Annotated in this window: 9 protein-coding genes; 6 read left to right on the forward strand and 3 right to left on the reverse strand. The window is 72.9% G+C overall.

What is annotated here, in order from left to right:
• Window positions 1-22: 22 nt before the first annotated feature.
• The 3 genes from argC to ACZ4AA_RS31085 all read right to left on the reverse strand — a co-directional run bounded on the left by argC (window position 23) and on the right by ACZ4AA_RS31085 (window position 3,333).
• A complete protein-coding gene (argC, locus tag ACZ4AA_RS31075; RefSeq protein ID WP_467610090.1) occupies window positions 23-1,051 on the reverse strand; it encodes an N-acetyl-gamma-glutamyl-phosphate reductase in 1,029 nt (342 codons plus the stop codon).
• A gap of 41 nt (window positions 1,052-1,092) precedes the next feature.
• Window positions 1,093-2,268, reverse strand: coding sequence for a serine hydrolase domain-containing protein (locus ACZ4AA_RS31080; RefSeq protein WP_467610093.1), 1,176 nt, complete (start codon window positions 2,266-2,268; stop codon window positions 1,093-1,095).
• Window positions 2,269-2,538: 270 nt separating this feature from the next.
• Window positions 2,539-3,333 carry a thioesterase II family protein gene (locus ACZ4AA_RS31085; RefSeq protein ID WP_467610095.1) on the reverse strand — a complete coding sequence of 265 codons (795 nt, stop codon included), beginning with the start codon at window positions 3,331-3,333 and terminating at the stop codon, window positions 2,539-2,541.
• Between the two features lie 464 nt (window positions 3,334-3,797).
• On the opposite strand from ACZ4AA_RS31085, the gene ACZ4AA_RS31090 reads away from it, so the two are divergent.
• The 6 genes from ACZ4AA_RS31090 (at window position 3,798) to ACZ4AA_RS31115 (ending at window position 16,034) form a co-directional block, all read left to right on the forward strand.
• Window positions 3,798-4,016, forward strand: coding sequence for an MbtH family protein (locus ACZ4AA_RS31090; RefSeq protein WP_467610097.1), 219 nt, complete (start codon window positions 3,798-3,800; stop codon window positions 4,014-4,016).
• Between the two features lie 108 nt (window positions 4,017-4,124).
• Window positions 4,125-4,952, forward strand: a complete 828-nt coding sequence (locus ACZ4AA_RS31095) for an LmbU family transcriptional regulator (protein ID WP_467610099.1) — start codon at window positions 4,125-4,127, stop codon at window positions 4,950-4,952.
• A 192-nt stretch (window positions 4,953-5,144) separates the two neighbouring features.
• The gene (locus tag ACZ4AA_RS31100; protein WP_467610103.1) at window positions 5,145-6,713 is read left to right on the forward strand and encodes an amino acid adenylation domain-containing protein; all 1,569 of its coding nucleotides are present in this window, start codon (window positions 5,145-5,147) and stop codon (window positions 6,711-6,713) included.
• Window positions 6,713-6,940, forward strand: coding sequence for an acyl carrier protein (locus ACZ4AA_RS31105; RefSeq protein ID WP_467610105.1), 228 nt, complete (start codon window positions 6,713-6,715; stop codon window positions 6,938-6,940). The genes ACZ4AA_RS31100 and ACZ4AA_RS31105 overlap by 1 nt, the downstream gene beginning before the upstream one ends.
• Window positions 6,941-7,029: 89 nt before the next feature.
• Window positions 7,030-8,217, forward strand: coding sequence for an NAD(P)/FAD-dependent oxidoreductase (locus tag ACZ4AA_RS31110; RefSeq protein ID WP_467610107.1), 1,188 nt, complete (start codon window positions 7,030-7,032; stop codon window positions 8,215-8,217).
• A 47-nt stretch (window positions 8,218-8,264) separates the two neighbouring features.
• The gene (locus ACZ4AA_RS31115; protein ID WP_467610109.1) at window positions 8,265-16,034 is read left to right on the forward strand and encodes an amino acid adenylation domain-containing protein; all 7,770 of its coding nucleotides are present in this window, start codon (window positions 8,265-8,267) and stop codon (window positions 16,032-16,034) included.
• Window positions 16,035-16,037: the final 3 nt, after the last annotated feature.

Here is a 16,037-nt window from a genome sequence, read left to right on the forward strand (position 1 = left end):
CCGGTGTCCGTGCCGCCCCGGATCACGGGGCGACTCCGGTCGTGGAAAGCCCCAGGTCCTCGGTCAGGCCCAGGGCGATGTTCATGCTCTGCACGGCGCCGCCCGCGGTGCCCTTGGTGAGGTTGTCGAGGGCGCAGACCGCGATGATCCGGCCGACCGCCGGGTCCAGGACCACCTGGACCTGGACCGCGTTCGACCCGTACACCGCCCCGGTGCTCGGCCACTGCCCCTCGGGCAGCAGCCGCACGAACGGCTCGCCGGCCAGCGCCCTCTCGTAGGCGGCCCGCACCTGCCCGGCGCTCGTGCCGGGCCGGGCGGCGGCGGAGCAGGTGGCCAGGATGCCACGCGGCATGGGGGCCAGGACCGGGGTGAAGGAGACGGCGACCCGCCGGCCCGCCACGGCGCTGAGGTTCTGCACCATCTCCGGGGTGTGCCGGTGGCCGCCGCCCACACCGTAGGGCCGCATGGACCCCATGACCTCGCTGCCCAGCAGGTCCGCCCGGGGCGCCCTGCCCGCCCCGGACGTGCCCGACGCCGCGACCACCACCGCCTCCGGCTCCGCCAGAGCGGCCGCGTAGGCGGGAAAGAGCGCCAGGGACACCGCGGTCGGATAGCAGCCCGGCACCGCGATGCGCCGGGCACCCGCCAACTTCTCCCGGGCGCCGGGCAGTTCGGGCAGACCGTAGGGCCAGGTGCCCGCGTGCGGCGAACCGTAGAACTTCTCCCAGTCGCCCGCGTCCGCCAGCCGGAAGTCCGCCCCGCAGTCGATGACCAGCGTGTCCTGGCCCAACTCCCGTGCCACGGCCGCGGACCGGCCGTGCGGCAGCGCCAGGAAGACGACATCGTGCCCCCGCAGGGCCTCGGCCGTGGTGGGCACCACCTCCCGCCCGGCCAGCGCCGCCAGATGCGGCTGGAGGGTACCCAGATACCCGCCCGCGCTGGAGTGCCCGGTCAGGGCACCGACACGCACCCGGGGATGGGCGAGGAGCAGGCGCAGCAGCTCGCCCCCCGCATAGCCGCTCGCTCCGGCCACGGCTGCTCGCACGGTCATCGGCCCTCCTTGAGGGGACACGCTCGGATGGTGACGCGGCCTCAGCCGGACGCCTGGTCGCAGAACTCGGCGTTCAGGATCGGCACGATCCCCGACGCGTCCCAGTCGCCGTTGTAGTTGAAGGTCAGCTCGTGACGGCCGTCCTCGGTGAAGGCGGCCAGCGTCAGCGACCCCACCACACCCCCGTCGTGGTACCAGACGTCACCGCAGCCCATCGTCAGCTTCTCGATGCCCAGCCCGTAGGACGTGATCGGCAGATCGGGGTTGACGACGGTCGTCTTCAGCTCTTTCAGCTGCTGCGCCGGCAGCAGCCTCCCGCCCAGCAGGGCCCGGTAGAACAGGTTCAGGTCGTGGGCGCTGGAGATGATGTCGCCGTCCCCCCAGTTCTGTGAGCCGTTCAGCGCGGTGACGTCGTCGATCCGCTCCGGCTGGGTGTCGTAGAACAGCTTGGAATAGCCGTGGCTGCTCGGCCGGGGCAGGTCGCTGCTCGTGCCGGGGTTGGACGTCGCCTCCAGCCCCAGCGGCCCGATGATGCGCCGGCGCACCTCGTCCTCGTACGTCCTGCCGCCGGCCTTCTGGACGATCAGCGCCGCCAGGACGTCGTTGGTGTGGGAGAACGAGTGCCGGGCGCCGGGCTGGAACAGCGGAGCGTGGGAGAAGGCCACCTGGAGACGCTGCTGGGCGGTCAGGGTGTCGTAGCGGTGCGCCAGGAAGCTGTCGCCCATCGTGTACGTCCGGTAGTACGGCTCGTCGGCGAGGTAGTCGAACAGGCCGCTGGTGTGGTTCAGCAGCTGCCGGACGGTGATCCGGGAGCCGTCGTTGCCGTTGCCGGTGACCACGCCGGGCAGATACCGCTCGACCGGGTCGTCGAGGCTGATCCTGCCCTCCGCCTCCATCTGGAGCAGGACCACCGCCACGAAGGTGTCGGTGACGCTGCCGGTGCGGAACCGGTCGTTCTTGCCGCGCGGCGCGCCCGTGGCCCGGTTGCCGACGCCGACCGCGGTCTTCCACACACCGGCACCGTCCCGCGCCTCGGCACTCACACCGGGGACACCGGCCGCGACGGCCGCCTCGATCGCCGCCTGTGTCTTCTCATGCCCGCCCGCCCCCGCGGCGGTGTCACCCGATGCCCGGGCGGGGCCCGTGAAGACGGTGGCCGTCAGGGCCACCGCCGCCAGAGCGACCATGCCGGCCCTTGGCCTGTTCCGCATCGTCATCGTCGTTTCCCCGTCTCTTCGTCTGGGCCGCACGGTGGCTGGATCCGCACAGGTGCGGTTGGTGGCGGAAACGTAGGTCACCTGCCTCGCGGGCAACTCGCGCGGCGCCACCGCGGCCGGAAAGACGCAGGTGCGCCGCCCTCACGCCGTCCGCCGCCGTGCCCCGCCGAAGGCCGGAACTGGTCGTTCAGCCCGTGCGGGAAAGGGAGTTCACCGTGCGCCGGGTGCGGCGCGGACACCGCCCGCGTGGCCCGTGGGTACGGCGCCGGGTCACCGTGGGGGAGGGGCGAAGGATCGTGCCGGTGCCGGTGGCGGTGTTTGTGCCTGTGCTCGTGCTGGTGTCGCGTTCAGCGCCGTGGCCGCGTCCCGGGCGATCTGCCGCAGCAGGGGAGCGGGATCGGGCTGGAAGAAGAAGTGACCGCCGTCGAAGACCCGCAGGCCCAGGAAGCGTTCGGCGTGCTCCGCCCAGCCGGCCATCCGCCGCGGTGACGCGGAACCGTCCCGCCCGCCCGCGTAGGCGGACAGCGCCACGGGCAGGGCGGGGGCGCCGGGATCGGGGCGCCAGCCGTCCACCATGCGCAGATCGGCCCGGATGACCGGGGCGAACAGGGCCCACAGACCGGGGTCGTCGAAGACGGCGCCGGGGGTGCCGCCGAGCAGCTTCAGCCGTGTGCGCAGCTCGGCGTCGGGCAGCTCGTGGTACCCGCTGCGCGGCTCCGCCGGCCGCGGCGCGGCGCGCGCGGACACACCGACCCACACCGGCGGCGGCAGCCCCCGCTCCACGGCCCGCCGGGTCATCTCGTACGCCACGAGGGCGCCCATGCTGTGCCCGAACAGGGCGTAGGGGCACTCCAGTTCGCCCTCGATGCCGCGCAGCAGGAAGTCGGCGAGACGGCGGGCGTCGTCGATCTGCGGCAGGTCGAGGAGGAGCCCGTGGCCCGGGGCGTCGAGCAGCCGTACGTCCCAGCTGTCCGGCAGCCCGGCCGCCCAGTGGCGGTAGAGCACGTGGGAGCCGCCCGCGTGGTGCAGGACGAACAGACGCAGGGCGGGTCGGGTGCCGTCCATCGCTCCCCCTCGGATCGGGCCGCACGGCTTCGCACCATAGAACGGCGCCGGGCCCCGGCGGACGCGGCACAGGAGCGACTCCGCCACTGGTCAGGCGGCTCTCGAGCGAACCTCAGGTCCGCCCGGCCGCAGCTGCGGGACAGGACGCCGCCCGGCCCGCGGGCGCGGCATCGTGGCACACGGAACCGGCCCGGTACAGAGGATCACCGCCGGGCGCGGCCGCCGGCGGGCGGCAGGACACCGGCGGGGCCGGCACTCCTTGTGGCGCCGGCGGCGCGCTCCCTACGGTTTCGAGGCATCGCCGGGGGCCCGCCACCGGCGCCGGCTGTCCCGTCGACCGGACAGCCGCATGTCCCGTCGACCGGACGGGATCGGCCGGCGGATCCGCGCCCGGTGCCCTCGCGCACCCGGCCCGGCGATGTCCCATCCCGAGCCACCCCCTGACCGACAAGGACGGTGCCCTGTTGAGCACGAACCCCTTCGATGACGCGGACGGCCGCTTCCACGTGGTCGTCAACGACGAGGAGCAGCACTCCCTGTGGCCGGTGTTCGCCGAGGTGCCCGCGGGCTGGCGCGTGGTCTTCGGTGAGGCGGCCAAGGCCGAGTGCCTGGAGTACGTCGAGCAGAACTGGACCGACCTGCGGCCCAGGAGCCTGCGGGAGGCCATGGCGGCGGCGGACTGACAGCCGGCCCACCCGCGGACCCGGCCGGGACGACGCTGTCGTGCGCCCCGACCGGTCCGCGCCCAGGAAGACACTTCGAGCGGGGAGTTGAAGGTGGTGACGGGGGCTGTGAGAACCGCCGGCAGGCACGAACCGGGGCCCGTGGACGCCGGCCGCGTGCCGGCGCAGGGCGACATGGTCCTGTCCTTCGTGGGATCGCAGGCCACGGTGCAGAAGTCGGGGATGGTCCTGCCTCCCAACCTGCCGGAGCGGTCCTGGGAGCGGATCGGCGCCAACCTGCGCGAGCTGGTGAACTCCTCCGCGTGGTGGCTCGCCGACTGGCTCCTCTACGGTGAGGCCACCTACGGGTGGCGGCGCTACAAGGAGGCCATCGAACGCACCGGGCTCGACTACCAGACCCTGCGCAACTACGCATGGGTGGCACGGCGGTTCGAGCACCACCGCAGGCGCGACAGCCTCAGCTTCGCCCACCACGCCGAGGTCACCCGCCTCTCGCCGCCGGAGCAGGACTACTGGCTGCGCAGGGCCGAACAGCAGAAGTGGTCGCGCAACGAACTGCGCCGGGCGGTCCGCGCCGGCCTGGCCGCGCAACGCGACGAGGCCGGCATCGCCCCGGGCCCGGACACCGGGAAGCCGCCATCTCCCCGGCCCGTCGAAACGGCCGCCGAACCGGCCGCCGAACCGGCCGCGGAGCCGTTCGCCGAGCCGTCCGCCGGGCCCGCCGCCGGCGAGCCGCGGCGAGGGGCCACCACGCTCACCATCGAGCTGCCCGCCGACCGGCTGGAGCACTACTCCCGGCAGGCGGCCGCGCACGGCCTGCCCGTCGGCCAGTGGATCACCCGGATGCTCGACACCGCAGACCAGCACACGCCCGACCGGCACACGCCCGACCGGCACCCCGCCGACCGGCACACGGCAGTCCGGCGCAGCGCCTGAACGGCACCCCGCCGACCGACACACCGCCTGACCGGCACCCCGCCGACCAGCACGCGCCTGACCGGCACACCGCGACCGGCGCACCGCCTGATCGAGCACCGCCTGATCGAGCACCGCCTGATCGAGCACCGCCCGAACGAGCGGTGCTCACCGGCTCGTCCGACCGGACACCCCTCATATCGGAGTCAGTTGATGATCCTTCAGGGAAAGCGGGTCGCCCTGCCCCCGGCACCCGTCGTCCACCAGCAGTTCGAGGCGCACGCGCAGGCCACCCCCGACGCCGTCGCCGTCGTCCGGGCCGGCCGGCAGGTGACGTACGCCGAACTGGACGCGCGGGCCAACCGGTTCGCGCACTTCCTCATCGCGCGCGGACACGGCCGGGGCGCCACGGTGGGCCTGTGCCTCGACTACTCCGTCGACCTGCTCGTCGCCCTCCTGGGCACCCTCAAGGCGGGCGCCGCCTATGTGCCCTTCGACCCGGCCTACCCCGCCGCCCGGCTCCAGCTGCTCCTCGGCCAGGTCCCCGGCCTCGCCCTGATCGTGGCCTCCCCGGACACCGCCCCCATGGTCGAGACGGCGGCCGTCGACGTCGTACGCCTCGACGAGCTGGACGGCCACCTGGCAGGCCTCCCGGCCACCTCGCCCGGCGTGTCGGTCACCGGCGAGGACATCTGCTACGCCGTCTTCACCTCCGGCTCCACCGGCACGCCGAAGCTGACCGCGGTGCGGCACGCGGGCTGGTTCAACCTGATGAACTGGCTGAGGACCGAGTACGGTCTGCACAGCGGCTCGCACAACCTCGTCGTCAGCGCGTTCGGCTTCGACCTCTCCCAACGCGCCCTGATGACACCGCTGTTCTGCGGCGCCACCCAACACCTGCTGCCCAGCCGCAACTTCGACGCCATGCTGGCCTACCGCGCCCTGCGCGAGCACGACATCCGCGTGGTGCACTGCGCCTCCAGCACCCTGTACGTGCTCATCGACTGGGAGAAGGCGCGCGGCGGCGACGCCCTCACCCGCCTCGACTACATCCTGTTCGGCGGCGAGGCGCTCAAGCCCGAACGGCTCACCGGCTGGATGCGCCGCGAGAACAACACCTGCACCCTGCTGCACCAGTACGGCGTCGCCGAGTGCACCGACGTCGCCACCTCCTTCGACCTCGCCGGATACCGGGCCGGCGACCACGACATCGCCCCCGTGGGCCGGCCGGCGTACAACACCGACATCCACCTCCTGGACGAGCGGCTGCGCCCGGTCGCGCCGGGACAGGACGGCGAGATCTGCATCGCCGGAGCCGGAGTCGGCGCCGGCTACCTGGGCTCCGCCGGCCCCGAGAACGCCCGGTTCACGACGGTCGAGGCCGACGGCACACCGGTCCGGCTCTACCGCACCGGCGACCGGGGCCGGGTGACCGAGGCCGGTGACCTCGTCGTCGCCGGGCGGATGGACGCCCAGGTCAAGGTGCGCGGCATGCGCATCGACCCCACCGACATCGAGCGCGCGCTCGGCAGGCTGGCCGAGGTGCGGGAGGCCGCCGTCGCGGTCACCTGGACCGACGCCGGCGAGGCCGAGCTGACCGCGTTCGTGGTACCGGAGGCGGGCGCTCTCGCCGAGGACGCCGTGCGCGCCCGCCTCCTTCAGACACTGCCGCGCAACATGGTCCCGGCCCGCTTCGTCGGCGTACCGGCCATTCCGCTGAGCCCGCACGGGAAGGTCGACCGCGCGGCGCTGGTCGACGCCCTCAAGAACCGAGGACAGTGATGACTGCCGACAGCGTGCGCGCCATCTGGTGCCGGGAACTCGAACGCGAGGACATCGCCGCCGACGACGACTTCTTCGCCCTCGGCGGCCAGTCCGTGATCATGGTCCGGATCCAGGGAGCCTTCCTGGAGGAACTGGGCGCCGAGGTCCCCATGGACCAGATGTTCCTCCACCCCACGGTGGCGTCGATCTCCGCCTACATCGCATCCCTGCCGCCGCAGCGGTAGCGCCCCGAAATCCACAGGGATCCGCAGAGGTCCCCCCGGCCCGCGGGCCGCGTCGCGTGCAAAAAACTATCCGGTCAGAGAGGCGCGCCATGTACGACGTGATTGTCATCGGTGCCCGTTGCGCGGGTTCGCCGACGGCCATGCTCTTCGCCCGCCAGGGCTATTCGGTCCTGCTCCTGGAGAAGGCGCGGTTCCCGCAGGACACGCTGTCCTCGCACTACATCCACATGCAGGGCATGGGGCTGCTGAACCGGTGGGGGCTGCTCGACAAGCTCCGCGACGCGGGCTGCCGCCCGATCACCCGCCAGAGCTACCAGGGCCCGGGCGTGCGCATCGAGGGCTTCTCCCTGCCCGTCGACGGCCTCGATTACACCTACGCGCCCCGGCGCTACGTCCTTGACCCGCTGCTCGCCGAGGGCGCCGTCGAGGCCGGCGTGGACTTCCGCGAGGGCTGCGCGGTCAAGGACCTGGTGTGGGAGGACGACCGGGTCACCGGCGTGCGCTGCACGACGCCCGAGGGAACCGAGACGACGGAACGGGCCCGCCTGGTCGTCGGCGCGGACGGCATGCGCTCGCTGGTGGCCCGCAAGACCGGCGCCCCCAACGTCATCGAGCACCCGCGGGTGAGCTGCACCTACTACAGCTACTGGGCGGACGTCCCCTCGCACTTCGAGCTGTACGAACGGCCCGGCCGCTGGATCGGCGTCATCCCCACCAACGACGACCTCACCCTGCTGATGACCTACTTCCCCCAGGACCTCTACAACGAGGTCCGCAAGGGAGTGGAGCCCTTCTACCTCGACTCCTTCCGCACCACCGCGCCCGAGCTGTACGAGCGGATGCGGGAGGGCCGGCGGGTGGAGCAGATCTACGGCACCGGTCACCAGGAGAACTACTTCCGCAAGGCCTACGGACCCGGCTGGGTCCTGGTCGGCGACGCGGTCAACCACAAGGACTCCATCACCGCCCGCGGCATCACCGAGGCCTTCGTCCAGGCCCAGTCCCTCGTCGGCCACGTCGGCACCCAGCTCCACGACGACGCCGCACTGCGCACCGCGCTCAAGCGCTACGAGAACGACCTGAGCGGCGAGGCCCTCAGCCACTACCAGGGCGCCCTGAACGTGGCCGAACTCAAGCCCGAGGGACGCGTGGAGATGCTGCGGCACCTGGTCGGCCACCAGGAGCACATCGACCGCTACTTCTCGACCCTGTCGGGGGCCTGCTCCATCGACGACTTCTACAACGACGAACTTCTGGACCTGCTCGACCTGAACTGAACCGCGGCCCGCCCCCTCCTGGTTCCGCCGATATGGAGACACAACAAATGATCCCGTTGTCGTTCGCGCAGCGCCGGCTGTGGTTCGTGGACCGTTTCGAAGGCCCGTCGCCGACCTACAACGGCGCATTCGCCCTGCGGCTGACCGGTGACCTGGACGTCGGCGCGCTCCGGGCGGCGCTCGGTGACGTCGTCGACCGGCACGAGGTCCTGCGCACCGTGATCGTCGAGGACGGCGACGGCGTCCCGCACCAGCGGGTGCTGGCGCCGGGGGACGAGCCGTTCGGCCTGACCGTCACCGACGTCACCGAGCAGGACCGGGCGGCGGCCGTCGAGGAGACCGCCACCGCCACCTTCGACCTGGCCGCCGACACCCCGATCCGCGCCCGGCTGCTGCGCCACGCACCCGACGAGCACACCCTCGTCGTCGTCGCGCACCACATCGCCGTGGACGGCGAGTCCTTCGGACCGCTGTTCCGCGATCTCACCACGGCCTACGCCGTCCGCGCCGAGGGCCGCGCCCCCGCCTGGGAACCGCTGCCGGTGCAGTACGCGGACTACACGCTCTGGCAGCGGGACGTACTCGGCGACCCCTCCGACCCCGAGAGCCTGTCCGCCCGCCAACTGGCCTACTGGGGAGAGGCGCTGGCCGATCTCCCGCAGCCGCTGGCACTGCCCACGGACCGCCCGCGCCCACGGGTGATCAACCCCGAGGGCGACCGGATCCCGTTCTCCATCGACCCCGACCTGCTCGGCGCGGTGGAGAAACTGGCCACCGGAGCGGACACCACCGTCTCGATGGTCATGCACGCGGCCCTGGCGGTGCTCCTGCACCACCTCGGATGCGGCGACGACCTGTCCATCGGCGCGCCGATCACGGACCGCACCGACGAGGAACTGCGCGACCTGGTCGGCTTCTTCGTCAACACCTGGGTGCTGCGCGTCGACCTCTCCCGCAACCCGGACTTCCACGACCTCCTCGGCCAGGTCCGCGACCGCTCACTGGCCGCCTACGACAACCAGGACATGCCCTTCGAGCGGCTGGTGGAACTCCTCAACCCCGACCGCTCCACCGCCTACAACCCCTTCTTCCAGGTCATGCTCTCCTGGCAGCCGCCCGTGCCGCCGCTGGAACTGCCCGGCCTGGACGTGCGGGTCGAACGGCTGGAGACCGGCACCGCCAAGTTCGACCTGTTCTTCGACCTGCTCCCGGACAGCGCCGGCGGCGCCCAGTGCCGGCTGGAGTACGCCACCGGCCTCTTCGACCGGGACAGCGCCGAAGCCATCGCGCGGCGGTTCGTACGCGTACTGGGCCGGCTCGTGGCCGACCCCGGACGCCCGATCGCCACCCTCGACGTCCTCGACAGCGCCGAACGCCGGCAGCTCCTCGCCCCGGCCCGCGGCCGGGCCGCGAAGGAGGCGCCCGGGGAGACGATCCCGCACCTGTTCGAGCGCCAGGCCGCCCGCACCCCCGACGCCCCCGCCCTCGCCTGCGACGGACGCACCCTCACCTACCGGGAACTGGACGAGCGGGCGAACGCCGTCGCCTGGGAGCTCATCCGCCGCGGTGCCGGCCCCGAGGACCTGGTGGCCCTCGCCCTGCCCCGCACCGAGGACCTGGTGATCGGCCTGCTCGGCATCCTCAAGTCCGGTGCCGGCTATGTGCCGTTGGACCCCCAGTACGCCCAGGGGCGGGCCCGCAGCGTGCTGACGCAGGCGGCACCGCGCTTCGCCGTCACCGACACCGCGACCTGGCAGGAGATCCCCGCCGACGACATCGGCGCCGTCGTCCGCCTCGACCGGCACGCCGACTGGCAGCCGGCCACCGGCGCCCCCGACGACACGTCCCGCCGCACGCCGCTGGGCCCGGACAACCTGGCGTACGTGATGTACACCTCCGGCTCCACCGGCGAGCCGAAGGGCGCGGCCATCACCCACCGGGGCGTCGTCGCGGGGATACGGGAACTGGTGGACGTCCTCGACGCACCGCCCGGGTGGCGGATGCTGGCCGGCACCTCCGTCAACTTCGACGTCTCCGTCTTCGAGCTGCTGACCACCCTGAGCACCGGCGGGAGCGTCGAACTCGTCGCCAACGCGCTCGCCCTGGCCGAGCGCGACAGCTGGGACGGGCACATCGTCAGCGGCGTCCCCTCGGTACTGAGCGAACTCGTCCCCCACCTCGGCAAGGCGCCCGGCGTACGCACCGTCGTCCTCGCCGGCGACGTCCTCCCGGGCCGGCTGGTGCGCCAGCTGCGCGAGGCGCTGCCCGGCGCGAGGATCGTCAACTCCTACGGGCAGAGCGAGAGCTTCTACGCCACCGCCTTCTCCCTGGCGCCCTTCGAGGAATGGGACGAGAGCGACGTCGCACCCATCGGCACCCCGCTGGAGACCATGCGCGCCTACGTCCTCGGCCCGGGTCTCGCCCCGGTGCCCCGGGGCGTCGTCGGCGAGCTCTACGTCGCCGGCGACTGCCTGGGCCGCGGCTACCACGGCCGGGCCTCCCTGACCGCCGAACGCTACGTCCCCGACCCCTACGGCCCCGCCGGCGAGCGGATGTACCGCACCGGCGACCTGGCCCGCCACGACGCGCAGGGCCGGCTGGAGTGCGTCGGCCGCGGCGACGGCCAGGTCAAGGTACGCGGCTTCCGCATCGAGACCGCCGAGGTCGAGGCGGCGATCACCCAGCACCCCGGGATCAGCGAGGCGGTGGTGATCAGCCGGGAGGTGCCCGCGGGCGGCAAGCGGCTCGTCGCCTACGTGGTGCACACCGGCGAAGGGGCCGTCGGCGACGACGGCGCCGGAGGCATCGGCGACGTGGACGTCCTCGCCGGCGCCTCCTCCGCCGAACTGCGCAAGTTCGCCGCGGCCCGGCTGCCCGACTACATGGTGCCCGCCGCCTTCGTGGCCCTGGGCCGCCTCCCGCTCGGCCCGACCGGCAAGCTGGACCGCGCGGCGCTGCCCGAACCGGAGTTCCTCGGCGAGGCCTACCGCGAGCCGCGCACCGAGGCCGAAGCGGTCATCACCGCCGCCTACGCGGACGTCCTGGGCGTGGAACGGATCGGCGCCGACGACGACTTCTTCGCGGTCGGCGGCGACAGCCTGCGCTCCATCCAGGTGGTCGCCCGGGCCCGCGCCCGCGGCCTGGAACTGTCCACCCGGGAGATCTTCGAATGCCGCACCGCCGCCCGACTCGCCGAGGTGGCCTCCGCCCGCAAGGGCCACACCCCCGTCCTGGCGGAGGACGCCGGCGGCGGGGTCGGCCCGATGCCGCTCCAGCCGGTGGCCCGGCACGTGTTCGAGCACGGCGGCGGCACGAACCGGTTCGCCATGTCGATGGTCCTCGAACTGCCCGCGGACATCGACGCGGACGGCCTGGCCATGACCCTGGACGCCGTCCTGGACCGGCACGACCTGCTGCGCGCCCGCCTGATCCCCGGCCAGGAGCCCACCCTCCTCGCGCGTGAGGCCGGCACCGTGCGGGCCGCGGACCTCCTCCGCCGGGTCGACTGCGAGGGCCGCTGGCAGGAGCCGTCCGCGCTCGCGGCGGCGAAGAGGGAACTGCACGACGCGGTCGGCCGGCTCGACCCCGAGGCCGGAGTCATGGCGGACTTCGTCTGGTTCGCCCCGCCCTCGGGCGCCGGCAGGCTGCTCGTGGTGCTGCACCACCTGGTCGTCGACGGCGTCTCCTGGCGCATCCTCATGTCGGACCTCGCCGAGGCCTGGCAGCAGGCCCGCACCGACGCCGCCCCCGAACTGCCCGCCGTCGGCACCTCCGCCCGCCGCTGGGCCGCCGCCCTGGCCGACGAGGCGCTTTCCGCGGAACGGGAAGCGGAACTGCCGTACTGGCGCGAGGTCCTCGCCTCACCCAACCCCCCGCTGGGCAGCCGGGCGTTCGACCCGGCACAGGACCTGTGGTCCACCGTCGAGACCGTACGGGTGCAGCTGCCCGCCGACGTCACCGACGCCGTGCTGACCAAGCTCCCCGCCGCGTTCAAGGGCACCGGCACCGACGTGCTGCTCGCCGCGCTCGCCCTGGCCGTGGACCGGTGGCGCGCCGCCGACGGCTCCACCCTGGTCCGCCTCGAAGGACACGGCCGCGAGGAGGACGCCGTCCCCGGCGCCGACCTCTCCCGCACCGTCGGCTGGTTCACCACCATGTACCCCGCCCGCGTCGACGTCAGCACGGTCGACCTGGACGGCGTGCTGGCCGGCGGCCCCGCCGCCGCCAAGGCCATCAAGCTGGTCAAGGAACAGCTGCGCCAGATCCCCGGCAAGGGCCTGGGCTACGGACTGCTGCGCCACCTGAACCCCGGGACCGCCCAGCGGCTCGCCGGCCTCCCGGTGCCGCAGATCGGGTTCAACTACCTCGGCCGGATCTCCGACGCGGACGTACCCGAGCACCTGCGCACCGGCGGCTGGGGCCCGGCGTCCTGGTCCGCCGAACTGATCGCCGAGCCCGACCCGGACCTGCCCGCACTGTCCGCCCTGGAGGTCAACTCCGTCGCCACCGACACCGCCGAGGGCCCCCGCCTACAGGCCGCGTTCATGTTCCCCACCGGGGTCCTCTCCCGCGAGCGGACCGCACAACTGGCCGAGCTGTGGACCGAGGTGCTGCACGGCATGGCCGCGTACGCCGCGAGCGAGGACATCGGCGGACTCACCCCCTGCGACGCCCCGCTGGTCACCGTCGGCCAGGGCGACATCGAGACCTGGGAGGAGCGCTACGGCCCGCTGGCCCACGTGTGGCCCCAGGCCCCGGGACAGTCCGGCATCCAGTTCCAGGCGGCGCTCGCCGACGGCACCTTCGACGTCTACCACATGCAGTTCGTGCTCCACCTGTCCGGACACGTCGACCCCGGCCGCATGCGGGCCGCCGGACAGGCCCTGCTGGAGCGCTACCCCAACCTGCGCTCCGCGTTCCTGACCACCGCCGACGGCGAACCCGTACAGGTCGTCGCGGACCATGTCACCCTGCCCTGGCGGCACCTGGACCTGACCGGCCACAGCCAGGCCGAACAGAACACGGCCCTGGACGCGGCCCTGGCCGCCGACCGCGCCGAACAGCTCGACCCCGCCCGGCCGCCGCTGCTGCGCCTGGCCCTGCTCACCTGCGGCCCGCAGCAGGCCAAACTCATCCTCACCGCGCACCACACCCTCTTCGACGGCTGGTCCTCACCCCTGGTGATCACCGACCTGGTGAGGCTGTACGCCGGCACCACCGACCTCGCGCCCGTCCGCTCCTACGGCGACTACCTGGCCTGGCTGACCCGCCAGGACAAGGAGGCCTCCGCCGCCCGGTGGAAGGCCGAACTCGACGGCTTCGACGAGCCGACCCTCGTCGCCGCGGGCCTCACCTCCCGCGGGCAGGCATCCTCCCTGGGACGCGTCGAGGTACCCCTGTCGATCGACAAGGGCCGCGAACTGGCCCGGCGCGCCGCACAGCTCGGCGTCACCCTCAACACCCTGCTCCAGGGCGCGTGGGCGGTGCTGATCTCCCAGCTGACCGGACAGCCGGACGTGGTCTTCGGCGCCGCGGTCAACGGCCGTCCCGCCGATCTGACCGGCAGCGACGAGATGGTCGGCCTGTTCATCAACTCCCTGCCGACCAGGGCCCTGTGCCGGCCCGGCCTCAGCCTGGCCGAGGTCATCACCGATCTGCAGAACCGGCAGATCAGCCTGCTCGACCACCACTACTACGGCCTGGCCGACATCCAGCGCGGCACCGGCCTGCCCGCCCTGTTCGACACGATCGTCGTGTTCGAGAACTATCCCGTCGACCGGGAGGGCATCGTCGACGCGAACACCTCCGCGGGCTTCACGATCGACGCCATCCGCCCCTTCGCCGGCTCCCACTACCCCCTCACCCTCAACGCCTCCGACCCCTACCTGCGCCTGTCCCTCGACTACCAGAAGAACCTCTACGACCACGAGGCCGCCGAGACGATCGCCGCCCGGCTCGTGCGCGTCCTGGAACAGATCCTCCAGGACCCGTCGCTGCCCCTGGGCGCCGTGGAGGTGCTGGGCGAGGAGGAACGCGACCGCCTGGTACGCCAGGTCAACGACACCGCGCACCCGGTCGCCGCGACCACCCTCCCGGACGCGTTCGAGGCACAGGCGGCCCGGACCCCGCAGCGCATCGCGGTGATCGGCGAGCACGAGACGCTGACCTACGCCGAGTTCAACGCCCGCGCCAACCGGCTCGCCCACTGGCTCATCGAACAGGGCGCCGGCCCCGAGCAGCTGATCGCGGTGAGGATCCCCCGCTCGGTGGACCTGATGGTCGCCATCTACGCCGTGGTCAAGGCCGGCGCCGCCTACGTGCCCATCGACACCGAACTGCCCGAGGACCGGGTGCGGCACGTCCTGGACAGCGCCCGCCCGCTCCTGGTCCTCGACGAGCGGCTCCCGGACCTCACCGGCCGCCCCGCCACCGACCCCGGACGCACCCTGTCACCGGACAACGCCGCCTACGCCATCTTCACCTCCGGCTCCACCGGCGGCCCCAAGGGCGTCCCGGTCGCCCACCGGGCCATCATGAACCGGCTCCGGTGGGGCCTGGCACACTTCGACGTCACCCCCGAGGACCGGGTGCTGCTGAGCACGACGGCCAGCTTCGACGTCTCGGTGCCCGAACTGTTCGCCCCGCTCCAGGCCGGCGCCGCCGTCGTCATCGCCCGCCCCGACGGCCGCCGCGACCCCGCCTACCTGGCCGAGCTGATACGCCGCGAACACGTCACCGGCGCCGACTTCGTCCCCTCCCTGCTGGAGGCGTTCGTCGCCGAACCCTCCGCGGGCAACTGCACGAGCCTGCGCTGGATCGAGGTCGCCGGCGAGGCGTTCCCGCCCGCGCTCGCCCAGCGGTTCACCGAACTCCTCCCCGACTGCACCGCCAACAACCTCTACGGGCCCACCGAGGCCGCCGTCGAGGTCACCGCCCACCAGTACGTGCCCGGCGCGAACCGCCTCCCGATCGGCACCCCGGTGTGGAACACCCAGGTCTACGTCCTGGACGCGGCCCTGCGCCCGGTGCCCGCAGGAGTCGCCGGAGAGCTCTACCTCGCCGGCGACCAGCTCGCCCGCGGCTACCTCGGACAGAACGCCCTGACCGCGGACCGCTTCGTGGCCTGCCCCTTCGGAACACCCGGCAGCCGCATGTACCGCACCGGCGACGTCGTGCGCTGGAGCCAGGACGGCCAGGTGGAGTACATCGGCCGCTCCGACTTCCAGGTCAAGCTCCGCGGTTTTCGCATCGAGCTCGGCGAGATCGAACAGGCCCTCGCCGCGCACCCGGACGTCGACGGCGCGGTCGCCCTCGTACGCGAGGACACCGCGGGCGACCAGCGGCTCGTCGCCTACGTGACGGCGGCCGCCGGCACGGACCCGGCAGACCTTGACCTGACGAACCTGACCGCCCTGGCCCGCGAACGCCTGCCGGAGTACATGGTCCCCACCGCGCTCGTCGCGCTCGCCGCGTTCCCCAAGACACCCAGCGGAAAGCTCGACCGGGGCGCCCTGCCCGCACCGGACCGCGCCGGGACCGCCACCGGGCGAGGACCGCGCAACCACAACGAGGACGTCCTGTGCCGGCTGTTCGCCGAGCTCCTCGGCGCGGACGAGGTCGGCATCGACGTCGACTTCTTCGACAACGGCGGCCACTCGCTGCTGGCCACCCGGCTGGTCGGCCGCATCCGCAACGAGCTCGGCGTCGAGGTGAAGGTCACGACCGTCTTCCGCAGCCCCACCGTCGCCGAACTGGCGGCCCTGATCGAGAAGTCGGCCAAGTCGAACCGCCTCCAGCTGCGTCAGATGAACGTTTAGGAG

Source organism: Streptomyces sp. NPDC024698 (assembly GCF_055559015.1).

Bases quoted from the DNA above. Each gene is read 5' to 3' on its own strand.
- ACZ4AA_RS31110 (WP_467610107.1), top strand. From the start codon at position 7,030: ATGTACGACGTGATTGTCATCGGTGCCCGTTGCGCGGGTTCGCCGACG.
- ACZ4AA_RS31085 (WP_467610095.1), bottom strand. From the start codon at position 3,333: ATGGACGGCACCCGACCCGCCCTGCGTCTGTTCGTCCTGCACCACGCG.
- ACZ4AA_RS31100 (WP_467610103.1), top strand. From the start codon at position 5,145: ATGATCCTTCAGGGAAAGCGGGTCGCCCTGCCCCCGGCACCCGTCGTC.
- argC (WP_467610090.1), bottom strand. From the start codon at position 1,051: ATGACCGTGCGAGCAGCCGTGGCCGGAGCGAGCGGCTATGCGGGGGGC.
- ACZ4AA_RS31115 (WP_467610109.1), top strand. From the start codon at position 8,265: ATGATCCCGTTGTCGTTCGCGCAGCGCCGGCTGTGGTTCGTGGACCGT.
- ACZ4AA_RS31080 (WP_467610093.1), bottom strand. From the start codon at position 2,268: ATGACGATGCGGAACAGGCCAAGGGCCGGCATGGTCGCTCTGGCGGCG.
- ACZ4AA_RS31105 (WP_467610105.1), top strand. From the start codon at position 6,713: ATGACTGCCGACAGCGTGCGCGCCATCTGGTGCCGGGAACTCGAACGC.